The following is a 22748-nucleotide window of genomic DNA, read 5'->3' as shown; positions in this document are numbered from 1 at the left end:
GCGCCGGCGCGACCCGCGGTCCACGTCGGCAGGCGATGCTGTCACTGCCCAACCTCCTGACGCTGTCGCGGATCGTCGCGGTGCCGCTGCTGGTCGCCTTGCTGTGGTGGCCGAGCTGGCAGGCCGGCTTCGCAATCGCCTTCTGCCTCTACTGCCTGATGGGCATCACCGATTATTTCGACGGTTATCTGGCGCGTGCGCAGGGCACCGTGTCCAAGCTGGGCGTGTTCCTCGATCCGATCGCGGACAAGATCATGGTCGCCGCGGTGATCCTCATGCTTGTCGGGACGCGCCACGACGACATTGCGGTGATCACCGGCGTCCATATCATCGCCGCGCTGGTAATCCTGTTGCGCGAGATTGCGGTGAGCGGGCTGCGCGAGTTCCTCGCCGGGCTGCAGGTGTCGCTGCCGGTGTCGCGGCTGGCGAAGTGGAAGACCACGCTCCAGCTGGTGTCGCTGGGCGCGCTCATCCTGTCCGGCGCCGTGCCGGCGGCGGTGTGGGTCCACCAGATCGGGCTCGCCAGCCTGTGGGGGGCGGCGGCGCTGACCATCGTGACCGGCTGGGATTATCTCCGCGTCGGCCTGCGGCACATGGATTGAGCGCGGTGCGGCTGTTGTATTTCGCCTGGGTGCGCGAGCGCATCGGTGTCGGTGAGGAGGAGGTGACGCCTCCACCCACGGTCCGCACCGTCGCCGAGCTGGTCGCGTGGCTGGCTGCAGGGAGCGAGCGCCATGCCGCCGCCTTCGCTGCGCCCGAGCGGCTGCGCGCGGCGGTCGACCAGGCGTTCGTCACGCTTGACGCGCCGATCGCGGGCGCGCGCGAGGTGGCGCTGTTCCCGCCGGTGACGGGCGGATGATCCGCGTCGTTGTCTCGCCCGCGGTGATCGACGTCGCCGCCGAGTTCGTCGTGCTCGAGCACGACGGTGCGGTGGCGACGTTCACCGGGCTGGTGCGCGGCGACGACGGGGTCGCCACGCTCGAGCTGGAACATTATCCCGGCGCGACCGAGGCGGCGCTGGAGCAACTGGCAAGGGCGGCCTGTGCGCGCTGGACGCTCACTTCGGCGACGATCGTCCACCGCGTCGGGCCGATGGTGCCGGGCGAGCGGATCGTGTTCGTCGGCACCTGCGCACCGCATCGCGCCGCCGCGCTGGAAGCCTGCGCTTATCTGATCGACCGGCTCAAGACCGATGCGCCCTTCTGGAAGCGCGAGACGGTCGACGGCACCGCGCGCTGGGTGGAAGCGCGGGGGAGCGACGATGCCGCAGCGGCGCGCTGGGGCTAGCGGACGCCCACCCATCTGATCGTCGCCCCGACGATGGCCGGGGCCCAGTTGCGAAGCGGTCGAGGGAAACTCACCGCCGTCCCGCAGCTGGACCCCGGCCTGCGCCGGGGTAAGGAGAAAGTAAGCGAGCGCTCTGCTCAGCTCACCGCGGCAAGACCCAGTGCACGCGATCGGTGAACGTCGCCGCGGTCGGCGTCCCCGCCGCGTCGAGCGCGGCGGTGAAGCGGCCGCGGCGCTGGTAGAGCCGACAGGTCGCCTGATCGAGCGCGCCATAACCGCTGGACGCGGTCACGCTGCAGCCGCTGACCTTGCCGGTGGCATCGACCTGCACCGCAATCGCGACGACGCCTTGCTCTCCCGCCCGGATCGAGGAAGGTGGGTAATCGTCGGTCGATATCCATTGGGTGCGATCGCCGCGCGCGCGCACGCCGACCGCCTTGTTCACCGGTGCCGGCGGAGCGGTGATCTCGACGGCGCCGGTACCGGCGGCGTTCGGGGTGATCGGAATGATGGGAGGCGCCGGCTCGATCGTGAACGGCTTTTCCGTCGCGTTCACCTCCACCAGCGGCTTGGGGGTGACGATGTTCGGCACGGTCGGCTGCTGTTTCGGCGCGATCTGCGTCGGTGTTGGCGCGGGATCGGGCGGGGGCGGCGTCTCGATCGGCACGTTATGGGTGGTCAGCTCGGTGGTGATTGTCGTCACGAAGCTGGCCGCCATGCCGCTGACGAAAACATAGCCGATCAGGCCATGGATCGCGGCGACCGCGGCGATGGTGGTGAGGCGTCTCGAACCGGGGACCTGGTCTGCATAAGCCATGCGACTACCCTCCATCCTGGAGTGCCCTGGCGGCCATCTTGCCCGACCATCGGCGAGCTCCGGACGAAGAAGGCTGCGCCTCGGCCGGACAGCGGTCAAGCCGCGGGTCGACCCGGTTTGGCGGCAAAGTGGGACAGGTGCGGCGACGCGCTGCGCCTTGCTGGATGCGTCTCGGGGCTCACCGAGCCGGACGGTGCGAGCGGCATCGCAGATCCTGAACCACGTTCAGGACGGCGCAGCGGAAAAAAGGGCCACCCCCATTACGCCGCCGCTTTCAGCACGTCCCCGAGCAGCTGGAAGTCGCGCTCACGCGGCGAGGCGCGGCGCCATACCAGCGCCAGCGTGCGGACCGGGTGCGCCGCGTCGAGCGGACGCGCGGCGACATGGGTATGATCGAGGATCCCCGCGTCGAGCGCGATCTTGGGGAGCATCGTCACTCCCAGGCCGTTGTCGACCATCTGCACCATCGTATGCAGCGAGGTGCCCAGCATCGTCGCTTCCGCACGCAGTTCAGCGCGGTTGCACGCTGCCAGCGCATGTTCCTTGAGGCAGTGACCGTCCTCGAGCAGCAGCAACCGTGTCTCGTCGATCTCGGCCGGGCTCACCGCCGCCGAGGAGGCGGGCATCTCGCCCTCGGGAAAGGCGAGAAAGAGATGATCGTCGAACAGACGCAGCGTGGTCACCTCACCGCAGGAATAAGGCAGGGCAAGCAGCACGCAGTCGGTTCGCCCGTTGTGCAGCGCCTCGCACGCCGGACCGCTCGGCTCCTCGCGCAGGAACAGCTTGAGATCGGGATAATCGCGCCGCAGTCGCGGGAGCACCCGCGGCAGCAGGAAGGGCGCGATCGTCGGGATCACGCTCATCCGCATCTCGCCCGAAAGCGGGCGTCCCGCGGCGCGTGCCATATCGCCCAGTTCTTCCGCCTCGCGGAGCACGGTACGGGCCTTGCTCGCGATCTGTTCGCCCAGCGGGGTGAAGCGTACCACTCGTCGCGTGCGCTCCACCAACGTGACACCGATCAGCGTCTCCAACTCGCGCAGCCCCGCCGACAGCGTCGACTGGGTAACGAAACACGCCTCCGCGGCGCGGCCGAAATGCCCGTGGTCCTTAAGCGCCACGAGATATTGCAGCTGCTTGAGCGTGGGTAGGTAGGTCGCCGCCATTCATCGCCTCTCTCGATCAGCTGGCGCGTAATAACCGACTTGATCGATCATGCGAAGCACCTTATCAAAGGAACAAGCGAGAGGCGGCACACCGCCCGACAGTGAGAGGATGGCTGGAAACCCCAATCTTTCCAGGAGGCTTCCATGCTGACCATCGGCGATCAATTTCCCGCCATCACCGTTCCCGTCCAGCAGGGCATCAGCGCGCTGCCCGCCGGCGAGACGCTCGATCTCACCACCGCTTACCCCGGCAAGTGGAAGGTGCTGTTCTACTGGCCGAAGGACTTCACCTTCGTGTGCCCGACCGAGATCGTCGGCTACAGCCAGATCAAGGGCGACTTCGAGGACCGCGACGCGGTGCTGATCGGCGCCTCGACCGACACCGCGCACGTCCATCTGGCGTGGCGCAAGTCGGATCCGGACCTCGCTGCGGCCGACTTCCCGTGGCTGGCGGACAACGGCGCCAAGCTGGCCGAGGCGCTCGGCATTCTCGACAAGAACGAGCATGTCGCCTTCCGCGCCACCTTCATCGTCGATCCGGACAACGTGATCCAGGCGGTGCAGGTCAACGGCCTCAATGTCGGCCGTAATCCGGCCGAGACGCTGCGCGTGCTCGACGCGCTGCAGACCGACGAGCTGTGCCCGTGCAACTGGAACAAGGGCGACGACGTCCTCCAGGTCGCGGCCTGATCGATCCGGGGGCGGGGCCCCGCGTCCCGCCTCCTCCACCCTCGCGTCGCCCCAGCGGCGGCTGACCCCTCGCGCCCTCGCGAGGGCCGGTCGCGCTGGGGCGATTCACGTTCGAGAGAGAGACATGGCACTCAAGGAATTCGCGGGCACGCTGCCCGATTACGCCAAGGACATCCGGCTCAACGTCGGTTCCTTGCTCAACGAGACGGTGCTCAACGACCAGCGCAAGTACGGGCTGCTGCTCGCCTGTGCGCATGGCTCGGGGCACAAGCCGCTGGTCGAGGCGACCGAGGCCGAAGTGGCCGACAAGCTCTCGCCCGAGGCGGCCAACGCCGCCCGCGCCGCGGCGGCCGTCATGGCGATGAACAACGTCTATTATCGCTTCACCCATCTCGCCGGTAACGACGAGTATCAGCGCATGCCGGCCAAGCTGCGCATGAACGTGATTGCGGCGCCCGGGATCGACAAGGTCGATTTCGAGCTGTTCAGCCTGGCGGTCAGCGCGATGAACGGCTGCGGCATGTGTATCGACAGCCACGAGCAGGTGCTCAAGAAGGCCGGGGTCACCGCCGAGGTGATCCAGTCGTCGGTGCGCGTCGCCTCGGTGATGAAGGCGGTCGCCACGGTCCACGCCGTCAGCGCGTGATCGCGTCGTGCGGGGGGCGGGCTGCGCCGCTTCCCCGCCATGCCGTCACATCAGGACGGCGCGTACGAAGCCGTAGGTGCTGGTGATCGTCAGCACGGTGCCGACCAGGACCAGCATCAGCTTCATCGGAATGCGCTTGGCGAACAGCGCACCGAGCGGCGCCGCCGCCACCCCGCCGATCAGCAGCCCGACCGTGGCGGTGGCAAAATCCTTCACACCGAGATGGTAGATGAAGGTGGCCGAGACGATCGAGGTCAGGAAGAACTCCACCGCGCTCACCGTGCCGACCACCTTGCGCGGCTCGACCCCCTGTACGAGCAGGTTGGAGGTAACGATCGGTCCCCAGCCGCCGCCTCCGGCGGCATCCATGAAGCCGCCGATCAGGCCGAGTGGCTCCACCACCCTGGGCTTGCTCACCGTCGGCGGGAACATCAGCCCGCGCACCAGCAGGTAGATGCCGACCGCGATCAGATAGCCGAGCACGAAGGGCTTAACGGTGGCGCCGTCAATATTGGTCAGAACATAGGCGCCCGTGACTCCGCCGATCACTCCGGGGATGAGCAGCCGGAGGAACAATCGCCGATCGATGTTGCCGTGTAGGGCGTGGCTGATCCCCGACACCGCGGTGGTGAAGGCCTCGACGATATGGACATTGGCCGAGGCGCGCGCCGGTGCCACGCCCATCACCGCGACCAACAGCGTGTTGCAGATCACCCCAAACGCCATGCCGAGCGCACCGTCGACGAGCTGGGCGCCGAAACCGACCGCAACGAACGGCAGAAGGCCGGCGATGTCCAGCTGTGCAAGTGCCTGCATGTAACTTCCTGATCCGGCCGCTGAACGCGACGATCCTAGGGCGTTGAGCCATTGTCCACAACACGGGTAGAGAATTCGAGTTTGGCGCGGCCAAGCGCTGCTTATGGAAACCATCGCGCGAGCGTCTTATCTGAGACGATCGAAAGCGTGCGACCGGCCGAGTCTGCCGGCGCGACAAGGGGCCGGCGGGGACAGGAATGGCGCGACTGACCGACTATCTCGACTCGATCCGTGCGCGCGATCCCGCCCCGCACTCGCGACTTGAGATCATGACCTATCCCGGCGTGTGGGCGCTGGCCTTCCATCGCGTCGCGCATCGCCTGTACCGCGCGCGCTTCTTCCTGGGCGCGCGAATCGTCAACCACGTGGCGCGGATGCTCACCGCGATCGACATTCACCCGGGCGCGCGCATCGGTCGCAATTTCTTCATCGATCACGGTTTTGTCGTCATCGGCGAGACTGCGGAGATCGGCGACGACGTCACCATCTACCAGTGCGTCACGCTGGGCGGCACCAGCCCGGACAATGGGGTGGCGGGGAAACGGCATCCGACCATCGCGGACGGCGCGATCATCGGCTCGGGCGCGCAGGTGCTCGGTCCCATCCTGGTCGGGCCGCGCGCGCGTGTCGGCGCCAATGCAGTGGTGACGCGCGACGTACCAGCGGGCGCGGTGATGGTCGGTATTCCCGCGCGTCCGACGATGGTGGAGGGCGGCGCCGCGCCCGAGCCGCGATTCGTGCCTTATGGTACGCCGTGCAGCGACGTGTTCGATCCCGCGACCCAGAAGGTCGAGATCCTGCGGTGCGAACTCGAGATCATGAAGAAGCGTCTGGACGCGCTAATCGCCGAGCAGGACCGCCCGCCCGAGCGCGATCGCGCCTGATGGGGATCGTCACGCCTTTCCCCGGCGGCGCGCAGCCGAACCAGGTCGGGTTCGGCCGGCTTGAGCTCAATCGCATCCTCGATCTGTACGGACGGATGGTCGCGGCCGGGCATTGGCGCGATTATGCCATCGATCTCGGCCGCGACGCCGCCGTGTTCAGCGCCTTCCGCCGCACCGCCGAGCGGCCCGAGTTCCGCATCGAGAAACGTCCCGTGCTGCGGCACCGACAGGGCATGTGGGCGCTGATGGGCGAGGCCGGGCAGGTGATCCGGCGTGGTCACGAGCTCGGCCCGGTGCTCGCGCCCGTGGAGCGACGGCTGATGAAGCTGGTCGAGGAATAAGGCCTCAAAGCCGGCGAAGCGACGGGCGCCCAGGCGTCGAAAAGGAAGGAGGCGCTCCTCAGCATCGAGGAGCGCCTCCTCTCGTCACGCGCGCGGTAAACAGGCGGCCTGACGTGCGTTCACCTCAGCGACGGCGTGCGCGCACGCGCTTCTTGCCGCCGGCGTCGCTCGCCTGCATGCAGCCGTCATACTGGCCCTTCTTGCAGATCGGATATTCCGACTTGGCCGCCGGCGCCGGATAGGCCTGGTCGGGCGAGGGCGCCGGCTGGAAGCGCACGGTCGCGCCTGGCTGCGGCGTGCCCGACAGCGCCGGCTGCGACGGCTGATAGCCGCCGGCGGTCTCGGTCCCCGCCGCGCCGCCGGCAGCGGGCTGCGGCGACGCCGGACTGGCCGACGGCGGGGTTGCCGCGTCGCCGGTCGACGGCGGAGTCTGTGCCGTGGGATCGGCCGCGGTGTCCGCCGATGGGGCGGGCGCCGCATCGGCCGGGGCCGTCGCGTCGGGAGCGGCCGGCGCGGTCTGCTGTGCGATCGCCATCGACGGGATGGCGATGACGGCGGCTGCTGCCAGAAGGATCGTCTTCATATTCTCTCTCTCCTGCCTGCGTTCGGACAGAAACGCGTTAAGTCACGCGGGTCGGCCAACGATCCGGACATGAGAAAAGGTCCATCGTTGCGAAGCCGCATCGAAGAGGAGACGGTGTTCCATCCGAGGACCGCTCGGGTTCCCACGAACGCGGGAACCCGGAAGGATCAGCGCAACGCTTGAGCAGCCTCTGTCTCTACGCCGGCGAAAGCCTGCTAAGTCTTTGAGCGAACAATCAATGCCCCGTGTCGAGCGCATAGCCGGCAGAGCGCACCGTTCGGATGATGTCGGGCCGGCCGCCCTCGTTGATCGCCTTGCGGAGCCGCCGGATGTGGACGTCGACCGTCCGGCTTTCGATGTCGCTGTCGTGCCCCCAGACGCTGTCGAGCAGCCGCTCGCGCGAGAAGACATGGCCGGGATGTTCGAGGAAGTGCTTGAGCAGCCGAAACTCGGTCGGCCCGAGCGCGACCACCTCGCCGCCGCGGCGCACCTTGTGGCCGACGGTGTCCATCTCAAGGTCGGCATAAGTGAGCTGCTCGCCCGCCAGCGCGGGGCGGACGCGGCGCAGCACCGCCCCGACGCGCGCGACCAGCTCGCGCGGCGAGAAGGGCTTGGTGACATAATCGTCGGCGCCGGTTTCCAGCCCGCGAACGCGATCCTCCTCCTCGCCGCGCGCGGTGAGCATGATGATCGGCACGTTCTGCGTCTCCGCAGCGCGGCGCAGGCGGCGGCACACTTCGATCCCCGAAATCCCCTCGACCATCCAGTCGAGCAGCACGATGTCGGGCGGCGTCTCCTTCGCCATCAGCAAGGCTTCCTCGCCGTCGATCGTGTGCTGGACCGTGAAATGCTCGCGCGTGAAGTGCCACACGAGCAGTTCGGCGAGGCTGGCGTCGTCCTCCACCAGCAGCATGCGGGCCTTGGCCATCAAATGGTTCCCCCGTGATGAAGCTTGTCGCGCTCGGTCAATCGCGTCCCCGTCGCCGCGAAATAGACCATCTCCGCCACGTTGGTGGCGTGATCCCCGATCCGCTCCAGGTTCTTGGCGACGAACAGCAGGTGCGCGCACTGGCTGATCGTCTTCGGATTCTCGACCATGTAGGTCACGAGCGTACGGAAGATGCTGTCGTAGAAATCGTCGAGCGCACGGTCGCTTTCGCATACCGCCAGCGCCTTGTCCGGATCGCGCGCGGCGAAGGCGTTGAGCACCTCGTGCACCATCTCGGAGGCCATCTTGGCCATCGCCGGCAGGGTGGAGATCGGATCGATGCGGTGCTCGCTCTCGATCTGCGGCACGCGGCGCGCGATGTTCTTGGCATAATCGGCGATGCGCTCGACCACGCCGGCGATCTTGAGCGCGGCGACCACCTCGCGCAGGTCGTCCGCCATGGGGGCGCGCAACGCGATGATCCGCACCGCGGTGCGCTCCACCTCCGCCTCGAGCGCATCGATCCGCCGGTCTTCAGCGGCGACGCGCGCGCCGAGTTCGGCGTCGCCGCGCTGGAGCGCGACCATCGCCTCCGCGATCGCGCTCTCCGCCAGCCCGCCCATCTGCGAGATCAGCCCGCGCAGCTGGCCGATGTCCTGGTCGAAGGCCTTGACCGTATGTTCCTGGCTGTTCGCCATCCGTCTCGTCCCGTCCCTCAGCCGTAGCGCCCGGTGATGTAATCCTTCGTCCGTTCCTCGCGCGGATTGGTGAAGATGTCGGACGTGTCGCCATACTCGACCAGCTGGCCGAGGTGGAAAAAGGCGGTGCGCTGGCTCACTCGCGCCGCCTGCTGCATGTTGTGGGTGACGATCACGATCGCGTAGCGGCCGCGCAGCTCGTGGATCAGTTCCTCGATCCGCGCGGTGGCGATCGGATCGAGCGCGGAGCAGGGCTCGTCCATCAGGATCACCTCGGGGTCGACCGCGATCGCGCGGGCGATGCAGAGCCGCTGCTGCTGACCGCCCGACAGCGCGGTGCCCGAGTCGCCGAGCCGGTCCTTGACCTCGTTCCACAGTCCGGCGCGGGTAAGCGAGCGCTCGACGATCTGCGCGAGATCCGCCTTGGAGCGCGCCAGTCCGTGAATGCGCGGGCCATAGGCGACATTCTCGAAGATCGATTTGGGGAAGGGGTTGGGCTTCTGGAAGACCATGCCGACGCGCGCGCGCAGCTGCACCACATCCATCGCCTTGGCGTAGACGTCCTCGCCGTCGAGCCGCACGTCGCCAGAGACGCGCGCGCCCGGGATCGTGTCGTTCATGCGGTTGAGCGTACGCAGGAAGGTCGACTTGCCGCAGCCCGACGGGCCGATGAAGGCGGTGACGTCCTCCTGGCGCACGTCGATGCTGACGTCGCGGATCGCCTGCTTGGCGCCGTAGAAGACGTCGACGCCGCTCGCGGTCATCTTGGGCGGGGCGTTGCTCATCACCAGCGGGTCTCGAAGCGGTTGCGGAGGTAGATGGCGAGGCCGTTCATCGCCAGCAGGAACACGAGCAGCACGATGATCGCGGCCGAGGTCTTCTCAACGAAGCCGGCCTGCACGTCGTCGGACCACAGGAAAATCTGCACCGGCAGCACCGTCGCCGGATCGGTAAGCCGGTCGGGCGGGGCGGCGATGAAGGCGCGCATGCCGATCATCAGCAGCGGCGCGGTCTCGCCGAGTGCGCGCGCCATGCCGATGATCGTCCCCGTGAGGATGCCGGGCAGCGCCAGCGGCAGGACGTGGTGGAACACCACCTGCACCGGCGAGGCGCCGAGCGCGCGCGCGGCGTCGCGGATCGAGGGCGGCACCGCGCCGATCGCGTTGCGCGCGGCGATCACGATCACCGGCGTGGTCATCAGCGCGAGGGTCAGCCCGCCGACCAGTGCAGCCGAGCGCGGCATGTGGAAGGTGCCGAGCAACACCGCCAGCCCGAGCAGCCCGAAGATGATCGAGGGCACCGCGGCCAGGTTGTTGATCGACACCTCGATCAGGTCGGTCCAGCGGTTCCGCGGCGCATATTCTTCGAGGTACAGCGCCGAGAACACGCCGATCGGAAAGGCGAGCAACAGCGTCACCGCCATCGTGAGCAGCGAGCCCTTCAACGCTCCCCAGATGCCCGCGCGAGTCGGATCGGTCGAATCGGCACCGCCGAGGAAGTCGAGGTTGAGCCCACGCGACAGCGAGGGTGCGAGCGCGCGTGCGGTGGCGCGCGTCGCCGCGGTGCCGCCGCCCTTGGAAGCGATGTCGATTGGCGAGGCGACCGGGACCGGGATCACCGCGGCCCGGTGGAGCAGCGACGGATCGAGCTTCACCGCCTCACGAACGCACAGCCAGGCCGCGTCGGACAGGAGCGCGGCGCCACCCGCGCGGGGAAAGGCCGCGTTGGCGGCAGCGTCAACCGCGCCCTCGAGACCGGCGCCCGCGAGCGCGAGATCGGCACGCTCGCCGCGCAGTTGCGCGGGCGAGACCGCCAGCCCGGCGCGCCCGAGGTCGAGCGGCAGCGCGATCCTCGTCTCTACGAAGCCGCCCGCACCCTGCGCTACCATCGACGCGATCAGGAACAGCAGGAAGGCCGCCGACGCGATCACCGCGCCGAGCCCGAGCAGCCGGAAGCGCCGTTCCGCGGCATAGCGCGCACGCACGCGCCGCTGCATCGAAGCGGTGCGCCAGTCGGTCGGGCGCCGCTCGGCCGGTGCGGCGGCACTCACCGGCGCCTCGGGGACGAGTGACCTACTCATAGGCTTCGCGGTAGCGCCGCACCACGATCAGCGCGACGACGTTGAGCAGCAGCGTAATGACGAACAGGGTGAGGCCCAGCGCGAACGCCGCGAGCGTCTTGGCCGAGTCGAACGCCGCCTCGCCGGTGAGCAGGTCGACGATCTGCTTGGTGACGGTGGTGGTGCTGGCGAACGGATTGAGCGTCAACGTCGCCACGCCCGAGGCCGCCATCACCACGATCATCGTCTCGCCGATGGCGCGGCTCACCGCGAGCAGCACGCCGCCGACCACACCCGGCAGCGCCGCGGGAACGAGCACGCGCTTGATCGTCTCCGAGCTGGTCGCGCCCATCGCCAGGCTGCCGTCGCGCATCGACGCGGGCACCGCCGACAGCGAGTCGTCCGCCATCGAGGAGACGAAGGGAATGATCATGACCCCCATGACCGATCCGGCCGCGAGTGCGCTCTCCGACGAGGCCCAGCTCACCCCCAGCGCGACGCCGAGGTCGCGCACCGCTGGCGCGACCGTCAGCGCGGCGAAATAGCCGTAGACCACGGTGGGCACGCCGGCGAGGATCTCGAGCAGCGGCTTCATCCAGCGTCGCGTCCGCGGCTGCGCATATTGGGTCAGGTAGATCGCGCTCATCAGCCCCAGCGGAATTGCCACCGCCATTGCGATCACCGCACCGATGAAGAACGTGCCCCAGAACAGCGGTACGGCGCCGAGCGTCGCGCCGGGGTCGCGCGGGTCGATCACCTGCGGGCTCCAGTGAGTGCCGAACAGGAAGTCGGTGATCGGCACGATGCGAAAGAAGCGCATGCTCTCGAAGAGAAGCGAGGCGACGATCCCGAACGTGGTGACGATCGCGATCAGCGAGGCGGCGAGCAGCAGCGCCATGATCACGCGCTCGACGTGGCTGCGCGCCGAAAAGTCGGGGCGGACGTGCAGGAAAGCGAAGGTGCCACCGACGAAGGCGAGCAGCAGCGCCAGCGCGGTGGCGATCCAGTCGTAGCGCGACTGCGCGGCGGCGTAAGCGGGCGCGAGCCGTTCGGACAGCGGGTGGAAGGCACCGTAAGAACGCCCTGCCGCGAGATTGCGTGCCTCCGCCAGGATCGAGGCGCGGTCGAATCCGGGCGCGGGAAGCTGCACCGCGGCGGGCATGGCGAGCACCGCATCGGTCACCAGCGCAGGCGCGGTGACGTGCCAGATCGCGAGGAACAGCAATGCCGGCAACAAGGTGCCCATCGCCACGAACCAGCCATGGTGCTGCGGCAGCGAGCTGAACCGACGCCTGCTCGCGCGGCGGAAGCGCGCGGCGCGCGCGCGCGCGGTGACCCAGCCGATCAGCGCCAGCGCGGCGATCACGAAGGCGAGCGCGAGCGGTGCCATCAGGAGAGCTCCGCCGGATCGAGCGGTGCTTCGGTCGCGATGACTGCTGTGGCGCGGCGCTGCACTGCGTCGGGCGCGGCGATCAGCCCACGTCGCACCAATGGGCCCTGCCGCCCCCACAATGCGGCATATTGGCGCAGAAAGGCATGCAGGCCCGGGATGGCGCGCAGATGCGCCTTTTTGACATACAGGAACAACGGCCGCGCGCCGGGGTAGCTGCCGTTCGCGATGGTGGCATAGGTCGGCGCCACGCCGCCGAGCGCCACCCCGCGCACCGCTCCCGCATTCTCCTCGAGATAGGCATAGCCGAAAATCCCGATCGCATCCGGGTTGGCCTGCAGCTTCTGCACGATCAGATTGTCGTTCTCGCCAGCGTCAACATAGGGGCCGTCGTCACGCAGGCGGTGGCAGCGCGCGGCGAAGAGATCGGGCGCGCGATCGCGCAGCACGCGCGTGTCGGGCTCGACCGCTTCGCAGCCCGCGCCCATGATCAGCTCGGCAAAGGAGTCGCGGGTACCGCTGGTCGCCGGCGGACCATAGACCTGGATCGGCGTCGCGGGCAGCGCCGGATTGACGTCGCGCCAGACGCGCGCCGTGTTGCGACGCCCGCCCGGCGCGGCCGCGAGCGCACGATAAAGGTCGCTCGTGGTCAGCGTCATGCCACGGCCGCGCTGCGACTCCGCCAAGGCGATGCCGTCGATGCCGATCTGAACCTCGAGCACGTCCGTGACGCCGTGGCGGGCGCAGGCGTCATATTCGCTACGCCGCATCCGGCGCGAGGCGTCCTCCACATCGGGGTGCGCCGCCCCGATGCCGCCGCAGAACAACTTCATCCCCGCGCCGGTGCCAGTCGATTCGATCACCGGCGGCTTTGCGCCGGGCGTGTTGGCGAGGAACTGCTCGGCCACCAGCGTGGTGAACGGATACACGGTCGACGAACCGACGATACGGATCTGATCGCGCGATCCCGCGCCGCCGCCAGCCGCTTCGTCGAGGCAGCCGCCCAGCGCCAGCAGCGCCGTCGCTGCCAGCACGGCGTGCGGCAGCGTGGCCGGCATCCTGGCCGCGAGCGCGTTGACGAAGCGCGACATCAAACCCCCGAGCGGGCGGCCCATGTGGCGGCCCCGGTGGCGCCGCCAATGTGACACGTGCGTTACGCCTTCATGACAGTGGCATCGGCGCCGCGGCCGGCAGCGTGACCGCGACGCGGGTGCCGACCCCGACCGCGCTGGTGATGTCGAGTCGGCCGCGATGGCGTTCGACGATATGCTTGACGATCGCGAGCCCCAGCCCCGTGCCGCCGAGCGAGCGGCTACGCCCGGGATCGACGCGGTAAAATCGCTCGGTGAGGCGGGGCAGGTGCTCGGGCGCGATGCCTTCGCCCTGGTCGGTCACGACGAGGCAGACGTTGCGATCCGCCGCACTGAGCAACACCTCCACCGGCGTGCCGGCGCGGCCGTACTTCATCGCATTGCCGACGAGATTGTGGATCAGCTGCGAGAGCTGCGCCTGATCGCCGAGGACGTGCGCGACGTCGGCGAGATCGAGTCGGATATCGTCGCCGCGGTTGCCGTGCGTGGTCCGCAGCGCCGCGCAGGCGTCCCGTACCAGCGCGGCCACGTCGACCTCCGCACGCGGCAGGCGGAACTTCTCCGCCTCGATCCGCGAGAGGCTCATCAGGTCCTCGACCAGCCGCTCCATCCGCCGCGCCTCGTCGAAGACGATGCCGAGGAAGCGCTGGCGCAGCGCGGGATCCTCGCCGGCGGCATCGGCGAGCGTCTCGACATAACCGAGGATCGAAGCGAGCGGGGTGCGCAGCTCGTGGCTCGCATTGGCGACAAAGTCGACCCGCATCCGCTCGGCGGCATATTGCCCGGTCTGGTCGACGAGATGGACGAGCCGCAGCGCGGGGCCGAGCGCAGCGGTGCGCATCTGCCAGCGCTGGTCGAGCGTGCCGATACCGACGAGGTCGACCGGGTGCTCGGCACCGTCCGCGAGATGCTCCGCGGCGCCGGGGTGACGAATCGCGACGCGCGCGTCCTCGCCCAGGATATGTTGCCCAAGCAGTGCGCGGGCGGCGGCGTTGGCCACCACCACGCGGCCCGCGCGCAGCACCAGCACCGGCTCGGCAATCGCCTCGAGCGCCGCCTCATAAGGCACTTCCGCCCGGGTCGGCTCGGGCGCGGCGTCGGCGGGGAGTTCCTCGGGGATGGTGGCGATGATCACCACCAGCGCGGCGCCGCCCGCCAGCGCGGCAAGCGCGGTCTGGCCGTCGCCGCCGGAGAGCACCAGCACCACCGCCGCCGTCGCCACCGCGATCGCGACCGCCAGCCAGGTGCGGAGCGGTATCTCGTCGATCACGTGCCGCGGTGTAGCGCATCGGGCCGCGCCTGGGCAGGGGTCGCGGCCACGCCGCTGCGCCGCGCCACCACCACCACCAGCAGCACCGCGACGATGATGATCGTATCCGCGATCCAGTCCTTGATGTCGCAATCGCGGTGGAGTGACGGGATCGACTGGAGCACCTCGATCATCGCGCCAAGGAATGACAGCCGCTCGCCGATCCGCAGCAACGACGCCGCCGGAAAGGCGAGCGCCGACAGGATCGTCAGCGTGCCGAACGCGAACATGTGCTGCCACTTGTCGCTGACATGCGTGACCTCGGGCGGATGCGGCATCAGCGCCAGCGTCACCGCCCCGATCGTGGCGGCAATCAGCGCGAGCAGGAACAGCAGGCGCACCCGCGCCGGCAATGTCGTGTCGGTCATAGCCGCTCCAAGGTGGGGAGGAGTTGGTCGAAGCCGTGGATGACCGCGTCGGCGCCAAGCGTTTCCACGGGCTGCATCAGAAAGCCAAAGCTGCACGCCACCGCGGGGAGGCCGGCGGCATGGGCGGCCTGGATGTCGTAGATCGAGTCGCCCACGAAGGCGGCGCGCCCGCCGCCGCAGCGCGCCACCATCGCGTCGATCGGCAGCCGCGACGGTTTGCCGTTGCCCGGCCCCATCGTGTCCCCGCCGATGATCGTGACGAAGCGGTCGGTCAGCGCCAGCGCGTCGAGCACCTGGCGCGCGAGATGTTCGAGCTTGTTGGTCACCACCGCGACGCGCACATGGCGTGCGGCGAGATCGTCGAGCGCCTCGATCACGTGCGGATAGGGGTGCGTGTAGACGGTGAGGTGCGCCTCATAAAAGTCGAGCAGCCGGCGGTGCTGCACCGCCAGCTCCTCCTCCGAGCAACCACCGGTCGCCGCCATGCCCTGCGCGAGCATATGGCGTGCCCCGCCGCCGATCATCGGCTTGACCTGCTCGACCGTCAGCGTCGGGCGGCCGGCCGAGGCGAGCGCGTGGTTCACCGCGGCGGTGAGGTCGCCCGAGGTGTCGAGCAGGGTGCCGTCGAGATCGAACCCGACGATCGAGAAAGGGAAAGCGGTCATGCGCGCCCCGCGTTGCCGCGCCGCACTGGAATTGGCAAGCAAAGGGTGGCAGGGCGCGGTCATGTCGAGCCACATGCCCGTCGCCATCGTCGTCCTCGCCGCGGGCAAGGGCACGCGGATGAAGTCCGATTTGCACAAGGTGCTGCACCCCATAGCGGGGCGGCCGATGCTGCTCCATCTGCTCGCCAGCGCGGCGACGCTGGCGCCCGAGCGCACCGTGGTGGTGGTCGGCGCGGGGCGCGAGCAGGTCGAGGCGGCGGTGGCGCCGCTCGGCGCGGCGGCCGCGCACCAGGCCGAGCAGCTCGGCACCGGCCACGCGGTGATGCAGGCCGAGGCGGCGCTGGCGGGCTTCGCGGGTGACGTGCTGATCCTCTACGGCGACGTGCCACTGGTGAGCGCGGCGACGATGCGCGCGATGCTCGACCGGCTCCACGCCGCCGACTCGCCCGAGGTGGTGGTGCTCGGCTTCCGCCCCGCCGACCCCGGAGCCTATGGCCGGCTGATCGTCGCAGCCGATGGTGATCGGCTCGAGAAGATCGTCGAGTATAAGGATGCCAGCGCCGCCGAGCGCGCGGTCGACCTGTGCAACACCGGGCTGATGGCGGTGCGTGGCGAGCGGCTGTTCGCGCTGCTGGCGCGGCTCGGCAACGCCAATGCCGCGAGCGAATATTACCTCACCGACGTGGTCGAGCTGTCGGGACAGGCCGCGGTGATCGAGGCGGCGGCGGACGAGGTCGCGGGCGTCAACAGCCGCGCCGAGCTCGCCGCGGTGGAGGCGACGTGGCAGCAGGCGCGCCGCGCGCAAGCGATGGCCGAAGGGGCGACGCTACTCGCGCCTGAGACGGTGTGGTTCGCGCATGACACGGTGATCGGCCGAGATGTAACGATCGCGCAGAACGTGGTGTTCGGCCCCGGCGTCGAGGTAGCGGACGGCGCGACGATACACGCCTTCAGCCATCTCGAGGGCGCCACGGTGGCGAGCGGGGTCGAGGTCGGCCCCTATGCACGACTTCGCCCCGGCGCTTTGCTGGAGCCCGGCGCAAAGGTCGGCAATTTCGTCGAGGTGAAGAATGCGGTGCTGCACGCCGGCGCCAAGGCCAACCATCTCAGCTACATCGGTGACGCCGAGGTCGGCGCCAAGGCCAATATCGGCGCCGGCACGATCACCTGCAACTACAACGGCTATCTCAAGAGCCGCACGATAATCGGGGCTGGCGCGTTCATCGGCTCCAACTCGGCGTTGGTCGCCCCGGTGACGATCGGAGATGGTGCCATCGTCGCGGCAGGGTCCGTTATTGTCCGGGATGTTACGGAGGATTCACTTGCCCTCGGGCGCGCTCGGCAGGAAGAACGCGCGGGCTGGGCGGCGCGCTTCCGCGCGTCGATGAAGGCGAAGAAGGGCGGCCAATAGCATGTGCGGTATCGTCGGTATCCTCGGCCACGACGACGTGGCGGATCGCCTGCTCGATGGGCTCAAGCGTCTCGAATACCGCGGCTATGACTCGGCCGGCATCGCTACCGTGGTGGGTGGCGCGATGGCGCGCCGCCGCGCCTCGGGCAAGCTGATCAACCTCCAGCGCGAACTCGCCGCCGATCCGCTGCCCGGTCACACCGGCATCGCGCATACCCGCTGGGCCACGCACGGAGGTCCCACCACCAACAACGCGCACCCGCATGCCACCGGCGAGGTGGCGGTGGTGCACAACGGTATCATCGAGAATTTCAAGGCGTTGCGAGATGAGCTGATCGCGCGCGGTCGCGTCTTCACCAGCGAGACCGACACCGAGGTCGTCGCGCATCTGATCAGCGAGAAGGTCGAGGCCGGCGCGGCGCCGCAGGACGCGGTGCGCGAGGTGCTGCCGCGGCTCCACGGCGCTTTCGCGCTGGCGATCCTGTTCCGCAGCCACCCGGAGCTGCTGATCGGCGCGCGGCTCGGCTCGCCTTTGGTGGTCGGCCATGGCGATGGCGAGACCTATCTCGGCTCGGACGCGCTGGCGCTGGCGCCGCTGACGCAGCGGATCGCCTATCTTGAGGAAGGCGACTGGGTCGTCTGCACGCGCGACGGCACGCAGGTGTTTGATCGGGACAACGCGCCGGTCGACCGGCCGGTGACGATCTCGGGCGTGACCGGCGCGCTGATCGACAAGGGCAACCACCGCCATTTCATGCAGAAGGAGATCTACGAGCAGCCGATCGTGGTCGCCCAGACGCTGCGCAGCTACCTGCAGCGATTCGAAGGGCGGATCGTGCTGCCGATCCCCGACTTCGACCTGTCGGGCATCCGCCGCGTCACGATCGTGGCGTGCGGCACCAGCTTCTATGCCGGCATGGTCGCCAAATATTGGTTCGAGCAGTTCGCGCGCGTGCCGGTCGACCTCGATGTCGCGAGCGAGTTCCGCTATCGCGCGCCGGTGATGGAGGAGGGCGGCCTAGCGCTCTTCATCAGCCAGTCGGGCGAGACCGCGGACACGCTCGCCGCGCTGCGCCACGCCCGCGCCGAAAAGCAGACGATCGCGGTGGTGGTCAACGTGCCCACCAGCACGATGGCGCGCGAGGCCGACCTGCTGCTGCCAACCCACGCCGGGCCGGAGATCGGCGTCGCCTCCACCAAGGCGTTCACCTGCCAGCTCGCGGTACTCGCCGCGCTTGCCGCCAACCTCGCCAAGGCTAAGGGCCGGCTGACCGAGGCGGAGGAGCGCAGCATCGTTCGCCAGCTCGCCGAGGCGCCCGCCGCGATCAATGGCGCGCTCGCTTATGACGAGTCGATCGAGGCCATCGCCGGCACCGTCGCCGGCGCGCGGGACGTGCTTTACCTTGGCCGTGGCACGGACTATCCGCTGGCCCTGGAGGGCGCGCTGAAGCTCAAGGAGATCAGCTACATCCACGCCGAGGGCTATGCCGCGGGCGAGATGAAGCACGGGCCGATCGCGCTGATCGACGAGCATGTGCCGGTGGTGGTGATCGCGCCGACTGGGCCGCTGTTCGACAAGACCGTCAGCAACATGCAGGAGGTCCAGGCGCGCGGCGGGAAGGTGCTGCTGATCAGCGACTATGACGGCGTCGAGGCGGCGGGCGAAGGCTGCATCGCGACCATCACCATGCCCAAGGTTCACCCGTTGATCGCGCCGCTGGTCTATGCGGTGCCGGTGCAGCTGCTCGCCTATCATGTCGCGGTAGCGAAGGGGACCGACGTCGACCAGCCGCGCAACCTGGCGAAGAGCGTCACGGTGGAGTGAGGCAAGGCGCCGCCGTGCCGCTCCGTTAAGCGCCGGAGCGCGCGGCCGGCCGAGGCTCTGTCCCGCCCTCACCACCCGCAGGGGTTGGGGCGTGTTCCGTTCACACCACCGCCTCAGTCACCGCTCACCAGCTCGCCCAGCACCACGCGCTCGAGGCCCAGCCACGCCGCCATCCGCTCCAGCTCGGCGATGAGGCGCGGCATCGTGTCCGCAGGCGCCTGCGGCTCTAGCGTCACGCGTCGCGCCGCTAGCACGCCTGCGGCGCGTTCGGCCTTGAGGTCGACGCGCGCGACCAGCGCCTCCTCGAGCAGGAAGGGGAGGACGTAATAACCGTGCTGCCGGCGCTCCTGCGGCACGTAGATCTCGATCCGGTAGCGGAAGCCGAACAGCCGCTCGGTCCGCCCGCGCTCCCACACCAGGGGGTCGAACGGCGCCAGCAGGGCGGCGCCGCGCACGCGTCGCGGTGGTGCGGCGTCGCGATGGAGCCATGCGCGCTGCGACCAACCCTCGACCCTCGCTGGTAGCAGCATGCCGGCCTCGGCCAGCGTCGTGATGGCGTGATCGCCTTCCGCAGGGCGAAGCCGGAAGTAGTCGCGCAAGTCCGCCGCGGTGGCGACACCCAGCGCGCGAGCGGCGCGGTCCACCAGCCCGACGTGCGCTTCCTCGGGCGAGGGCGTCGGCAGCGCCAGAAGCTGCGGGGGCAGGACGCGTTCGGGCAGGTCGTAGACCCGTGCAAAGCTGCCGCGCCGGGTCGCGGTGGTGATGCGACCGGACCAGAACAGCCATTCGAGCGCGTGCTTGGTGCCGCTCCACTCCCACCAGCCGCTGCGGCTCGCGCCATTCTCGAAGTCGGCGGCGGTGAGCGGGCCTTCGGCGGCGATCCGTTCGAGCACCGCCATGGCCTGGGCGCGACCCTCGCTCGCAAAGCGGCGCAGTCGCAGATAGCCGGTCTCTCCACGCTCGGCGCGCGCCATGCGCCAGCGCAGCAGCGGATGGAGGTCAAGCGGCAGCAGCGACGCCTCATGCGCCCAATATTCGAACAGCCGCCGCTGCCGTCGCGGTCCCCAGGCATCGCGCTCCAGCAGCCCGCGGTCATAGCCGCCGAGCCGCGCGAAGGCGGGAAGGTAGTGCGCGCGCGTCAAGACGTTGACGCTGTCGATCTGGAACAGACCAAGGCGATCGACGGTGGCGCGCAACCCTGCCGCGCCGGGGCGAAATGGTTGCCGTCGCGCGAACCCCTGCGCCGCCAGCGCGATGCGGCGCGCCTCCGCCTGCGACAAGGTAAGCGTCATATCCGTGGCTTGACGTGGGTGAACCGGCGCCGTCAACCGCCTCGGACGCTCAGGCGGCGCGCGCCACGTGCGCCGTGGCACCGACGCGCACGTGATCGTCGATCGCCTCGACGATCGGGGTGATCAGTTGCGAAGGCAGCGTATGCCCCATGCCCTCGATCTCGAGCAGCCGCGCACCGGGTATGGCGCGCGCGGTCTCGCGTCCGCCCGCCGGCGGCACCAGCGGATCGTCGCTGCCGTGGATCACCAGCGTCGGCGCCTTGATCACGCGCAGTCGCTCGGTACGGTCGCCATCGGCTACGATCGCCGCCATCTGGCGCAGGAAGCCGGTCGGGCAGCGGTTGCGCAGCGTCTCGGCGCGGATCCGCTCCGCCATCAAGGCGTCCTCCATCGGAAACCGCCCGCTCACGGCGCGCCCGGCCAACGTGCCATGCGCGACGATCGCCTCGATATCGTCGCTGCGCGGATGGCGCAGCAGCAAGGCGGTGGCACGCATCGACGGGCGCGAGCAGGCGGGATGGCCGGTGGTCGACATGATCGAGGTGAGCGACGCCGCGCGATCGGGCCAACTGGCGGCGACGAGCTGCGCGATCATCCCGCCCATCGACGCGCCGACGAGATGCGCGCGCTCCACGCCGAGCGCGTCGAGCACGCCCACCGCGTCCGCCGCCATGTCGGTCAGCGTGTAGGGCACCGCGGGAACGCGCCCGAACTGCTTCTGCATCACCGTCCAGACGATGCTCGGCACGCCGGCATGGTCGAACTTGGCCGAGAGGCCGACGTCGCGATTGTCGAACCGGATCACGCGATACCCGCGATTCGCGAGCGCATCGACCATCGCCGGCGGCCAGCGGACCAGCTGCGCGCCAAGCCCCATCACCAGCAACAGCGCCGGCCCGTCGGACGGGCCGCTCTCCTCCACGTCGATATCGATCCCGTTCGCCGTCACCAAGGTCATCGCTCGCTCCGTCCCGCGCACCTCCTCGTGGCGCCCGCCTGCCCATCTCTTAAGGGCCGTCTTACAGCTGTCATAGCGCAGTCATGTGAATGCAACATTTCTACGCCGGTTCCGCTGGCGCCTGTCCCGTGTTAGCGCACCCTTTCCATGGCCGACCGCCTCCATCTCGATCGCTTCCTGCCCTACCTTCTTTCGGTCACCTCGAACCGGGTGAGCGATCGGATCGCGCGCGCCTATGACGCGCTGTTCGGCCTATCGATCCCGGAGTGGCGCCTGGTCACGCTGATCGCGGAACACGCGCCGATCACGCAGGCGGAGCTCGGCGAGCGCAGCCGCATGGACAAGGTAACGGTGAGCCGCGCCGCGATCGCGCTGACGGGGCGCGGGCTGCTCGAGCGCAGCCCCAACGACACCGACCGCCGCTCGCATCATCTGCGGCTGAGCGCGGCGGGCGAGGCGCTGTATGCGCAGGTCGCGCCGGAGGCCAAGGCGCTCGAACGGCGCATCTTCGGTCGCTTCTCCGCGGCCGAGCTGGAGCAGTTCACGGACATGCTGCGGCGGATCGACGCCGCGGTCGAAGAGGAAAGTTGAATGGCGGAACTGCCGCTGATCGCGGGCGTCGAACTCGGCGGAACGAAGTGCATTGCGGTGCTGTCGCGCGGGCCCGACGCGATCCTGGAGGAGGTGCGCGTCCCCACGACGCGGCCGGAAGAGACGCTGCCGGCGCTCGAGGCTGCGCTCGATCAGTGGCGCGGCTTCGAGGCAATCGGCGTGGCGAGCTTCGGCCCGGTCTCGATCGACCCGCACTCGGGCGATTACGGCCGGATCACCTCCACGCCCAAACCACACTGGGCGAACACCGATGTCGCGCGGCGGCTGGGTGCGCGGTACGGCGTGCCGGTCGGGTTCCATAGCGATGTCGTTGGCGCGGCGCTTGCCGAGGCGCGCTGGGGTGCGGGCAAGGGGCTGGGCGAGCTGGCGTACGTCACGGTCGGCACGGGCGTCGGCGCGGGCATGGTCGCGCACGGGCGGCCGGTCGACGGGCTGACCCATTCCGAATTCGGCCATATTCGCCCGCCGCGCCTCGCCGGGGACGATTGGATCGGCACCTGCCCGTTTCACGGCGCCTGCGTCGAGGGGCTCGCGGCGGGGCCCGCGATCGCGGCGCGCACCGGTGTCAAGGGCGAGGATCTCGGCGCGGATCATCCGGTCTGGGACACGGTGGTGGGGGCGCTGTCCACATTGTTCGCGACGCTGACGCTCACCGGTGTGCCGCGTCGCATCGTGCTCGGCGGCGGCGTGATGGTCGGCAATCCGTGGCTGCTGCCGCGGCTGCGCGCGGCCACCGCGGCCAGCCTCAACGGCTATGTCGCGCTGCCCGAGGTCGCGGACATCGACACCTTCATCGTCCCGGCCGCGCTTGGCGGTAACGCCGGGCCGCTCGGCGCGGTGCTGCTAGGGGCGCTCGCGGTAGAGGATCGGCGAGCCGCGGTGATAGCGGAATAAAGCTCGCAGGCGTCCTCCTTT

General features: G+C 69.3%; 26 protein-coding genes. 11 read left to right on the top strand and 15 right to left on the bottom strand.

Features of this window, described 5'->3' with window-relative positions; translation table 11 throughout:
• The first annotated feature begins 35 nt into the window (after positions 1-35).
• Genes pgsA through ACMGDM_RS00525 form a run of 3 tightly spaced genes read left to right on the top strand, consistent with a single transcriptional unit; the run spans position 36 to position 1287 of the window.
• Positions 36-602 carry a CDP-diacylglycerol--glycerol-3-phosphate 3-phosphatidyltransferase gene (gene pgsA / locus ACMGDM_RS00535; protein ID WP_436802189.1) on the top strand — a complete coding sequence of 189 codons (567 nt, stop codon included), beginning with the start codon at positions 36-38 and terminating at the stop codon, positions 600-602.
• A gap of 5 nt (positions 603-607) precedes the next feature.
• Positions 608-859 carry a molybdopterin converting factor subunit 1 gene (moaD, locus tag ACMGDM_RS00530; protein ID WP_436802188.1) on the top strand — a complete coding sequence of 84 codons (252 nt, stop codon included), beginning with the start codon at positions 608-610 and terminating at the stop codon, positions 857-859.
• Positions 856-1287, top strand: a complete 432-nt coding sequence (locus ACMGDM_RS00525; RefSeq protein ID WP_436802187.1) for a molybdenum cofactor biosynthesis protein MoaE — start codon at positions 856-858, stop codon at positions 1285-1287. The genes moaD and ACMGDM_RS00525 overlap by 4 nt, the downstream gene beginning before the upstream one ends.
• A 142-nt stretch (positions 1288-1429) precedes the next feature.
• On the opposite strand, the gene ACMGDM_RS00520 is transcribed toward ACMGDM_RS00525, so the two are convergent.
• Positions 1430-2104: an energy transducer TonB gene (locus ACMGDM_RS00520; RefSeq protein ID WP_436802186.1), complete on the bottom strand. Its 675-nt coding sequence runs from the start codon at positions 2102-2104 to the stop codon at positions 1430-1432.
• 260 nt (positions 2105-2364) lie between these two features.
• The gene (locus ACMGDM_RS00515; protein WP_436802185.1) at positions 2365-3267 is read right to left on the bottom strand and encodes a hydrogen peroxide-inducible genes activator; all 903 of its coding nucleotides are present in this window, start codon (positions 3265-3267) and stop codon (positions 2365-2367) included.
• Between the two features lie 144 nt (positions 3268-3411).
• Between ACMGDM_RS00515 and ACMGDM_RS00510 the strand changes: the two genes are divergently transcribed.
• Together ACMGDM_RS00510 and ahpD are read left to right on the top strand one after the other, a co-directional pair.
• The gene (locus tag ACMGDM_RS00510; protein ID WP_436802184.1) at positions 3412-3957 is read left to right on the top strand and encodes a peroxiredoxin; all 546 of its coding nucleotides are present in this window, start codon (positions 3412-3414) and stop codon (positions 3955-3957) included.
• A gap of 124 nt (positions 3958-4081) precedes the next feature.
• Entirely contained in the window at positions 4082-4603 is a 522-nt protein-coding gene (gene ahpD, locus ACMGDM_RS00505; protein WP_436802183.1) for an alkylhydroperoxidase, AhpD family, read from the top strand.
• A 45-nt stretch (positions 4604-4648) separates the two neighbouring features.
• Here ahpD and ACMGDM_RS00500 read toward each other — a convergent pair whose 3' ends face one another.
• Positions 4649-5419 (bottom strand): sulfite exporter TauE/SafE family protein, encoded by a 771-nt coding sequence (locus ACMGDM_RS00500; RefSeq protein ID WP_436802182.1) that lies wholly within the window; start codon positions 5417-5419, stop codon positions 4649-4651.
• Positions 5420-5616: 197 nt separating this feature from the next.
• Between ACMGDM_RS00500 and epsC the strand changes: the two genes are divergently transcribed.
• Positions 5617-6303 (top strand): serine O-acetyltransferase EpsC, encoded by a 687-nt coding sequence (gene epsC / locus ACMGDM_RS00495; protein ID WP_436802181.1) that lies wholly within the window; start codon positions 5617-5619, stop codon positions 6301-6303.
• Positions 6303-6644: a DUF2794 domain-containing protein gene (locus tag ACMGDM_RS00490; RefSeq protein WP_436802180.1), complete on the top strand. Its 342-nt coding sequence runs from the start codon at positions 6303-6305 to the stop codon at positions 6642-6644. Before epsC ends, ACMGDM_RS00490 begins: the two co-directional genes overlap by 1 nt.
• A gap of 124 nt (positions 6645-6768) precedes the next feature.
• On the opposite strand, the gene ACMGDM_RS00485 is transcribed toward ACMGDM_RS00490, so the two are convergent.
• The 10 genes from ACMGDM_RS00485 to ACMGDM_RS00440 form a co-directional block, all read right to left on the bottom strand.
• Positions 6769-7227: a hypothetical protein gene (locus tag ACMGDM_RS00485; RefSeq protein WP_436802179.1), complete on the bottom strand. Its 459-nt coding sequence runs from the start codon at positions 7225-7227 to the stop codon at positions 6769-6771.
• Positions 7228-7462: 235 nt separating this feature from the next.
• Complete coding sequence (gene phoB / locus ACMGDM_RS00480; RefSeq protein WP_436802178.1) at positions 7463-8155, bottom strand: phosphate regulon transcriptional regulator PhoB; 693 nt, start codon at positions 8153-8155, stop codon at positions 7463-7465.
• Complete coding sequence (gene phoU / locus ACMGDM_RS00475; protein WP_436802177.1) at positions 8155-8853, bottom strand: phosphate signaling complex protein PhoU; 699 nt, start codon at positions 8851-8853, stop codon at positions 8155-8157. The genes phoB and phoU overlap by 1 nt, the downstream gene beginning before the upstream one ends.
• Before the next feature lie 17 nt (positions 8854-8870).
• A complete protein-coding gene (gene pstB, locus ACMGDM_RS00470; protein WP_436802176.1) occupies positions 8871-9638 on the bottom strand; it encodes a phosphate ABC transporter ATP-binding protein PstB in 768 nt (255 codons plus the stop codon).
• A complete protein-coding gene (pstA, locus tag ACMGDM_RS00465; protein WP_436802175.1) occupies positions 9638-10933 on the bottom strand; it encodes a phosphate ABC transporter permease PstA in 1296 nt (431 codons plus the stop codon). Before pstA ends, pstB begins: the two co-directional genes overlap by 1 nt.
• Positions 10926-12302, bottom strand: coding sequence for a phosphate ABC transporter permease subunit PstC (gene pstC, locus ACMGDM_RS00460; protein ID WP_436802174.1), 1377 nt, complete (start codon positions 12300-12302; stop codon positions 10926-10928). Before pstC ends, pstA begins: the two co-directional genes overlap by 8 nt.
• The gene (locus tag ACMGDM_RS00455) at positions 12302-13360 is read right to left on the bottom strand and encodes a substrate-binding domain-containing protein (RefSeq protein ID WP_436803600.1); all 1059 of its coding nucleotides are present in this window, start codon (positions 13358-13360) and stop codon (positions 12302-12304) included. The genes pstC and ACMGDM_RS00455 overlap by 1 nt, the downstream gene beginning before the upstream one ends.
• 103 nt (positions 13361-13463) lie before the next feature.
• Positions 13464-14663, bottom strand: a complete 1200-nt coding sequence (locus ACMGDM_RS00450; protein ID WP_436802173.1) for a sensor histidine kinase — start codon at positions 14661-14663, stop codon at positions 13464-13466.
• The gene (locus tag ACMGDM_RS00445; protein ID WP_436802172.1) at positions 14660-15070 is read right to left on the bottom strand and encodes a VanZ family protein; all 411 of its coding nucleotides are present in this window, start codon (positions 15068-15070) and stop codon (positions 14660-14662) included. The genes ACMGDM_RS00450 and ACMGDM_RS00445 overlap by 4 nt, the downstream gene beginning before the upstream one ends.
• Complete coding sequence (locus ACMGDM_RS00440) at positions 15067-15735, bottom strand: HAD-IA family hydrolase (protein ID WP_436803599.1); 669 nt, start codon at positions 15733-15735, stop codon at positions 15067-15069. The genes ACMGDM_RS00445 and ACMGDM_RS00440 overlap by 4 nt, the downstream gene beginning before the upstream one ends.
• 73 nt (positions 15736-15808) lie before the next feature.
• Here ACMGDM_RS00440 and glmU point away from each other — a divergent pair, with 73 nt between their 5' ends.
• The gene (glmU, locus tag ACMGDM_RS00435) at positions 15809-17146 is read left to right on the top strand and encodes a bifunctional UDP-N-acetylglucosamine diphosphorylase/glucosamine-1-phosphate N-acetyltransferase GlmU (protein WP_436802171.1); all 1338 of its coding nucleotides are present in this window, start codon (positions 15809-15811) and stop codon (positions 17144-17146) included.
• A 1-nt stretch (position 17147) separates the two neighbouring features.
• On the top strand, positions 17148-18971 hold the full coding sequence (gene glmS / locus ACMGDM_RS00430; RefSeq protein ID WP_436802170.1) for a glutamine--fructose-6-phosphate transaminase (isomerizing): 1824 nt from the start codon (positions 17148-17150) through the stop codon (positions 18969-18971).
• A gap of 113 nt (positions 18972-19084) precedes the next feature.
• On the opposite strand, the gene ACMGDM_RS00425 is transcribed toward glmS, so the two are convergent.
• Entirely contained in the window at positions 19085-20263 is a 1179-nt protein-coding gene (locus tag ACMGDM_RS00425; protein ID WP_436802169.1) for a winged helix-turn-helix domain-containing protein, read from the bottom strand.
• 49 nt (positions 20264-20312) lie between these two features.
• Positions 20313-21221 carry an alpha/beta fold hydrolase gene (locus ACMGDM_RS00420; protein WP_436802168.1) on the bottom strand — a complete coding sequence of 303 codons (909 nt, stop codon included), beginning with the start codon at positions 21219-21221 and terminating at the stop codon, positions 20313-20315.
• A 147-nt stretch (positions 21222-21368) separates the two neighbouring features.
• Between ACMGDM_RS00420 and ACMGDM_RS00415 the strand changes: the two genes are divergently transcribed.
• Together ACMGDM_RS00415 and ACMGDM_RS00410 are read left to right on the top strand one after the other, a co-directional pair.
• Complete coding sequence (locus ACMGDM_RS00415) at positions 21369-21812, top strand: MarR family winged helix-turn-helix transcriptional regulator (protein WP_436802167.1); 444 nt, start codon at positions 21369-21371, stop codon at positions 21810-21812.
• The gene (locus tag ACMGDM_RS00410) at positions 21813-22727 is read left to right on the top strand and encodes an ROK family protein (protein ID WP_436802166.1); all 915 of its coding nucleotides are present in this window, start codon (positions 21813-21815) and stop codon (positions 22725-22727) included. It abuts the gene before it with no gap.
• Positions 22728-22748: the final 21 nt, after the last annotated feature.

Origin of the sequence: Sphingomonas larreae (assembly GCF_051400595.1) — a bacterium.
Taxonomy (GTDB): domain Bacteria; phylum Pseudomonadota; class Alphaproteobacteria; order Sphingomonadales; family Sphingomonadaceae; genus Sphingomonas.
This window is presented reverse-complemented; position numbering and strand designations above follow the sequence as displayed.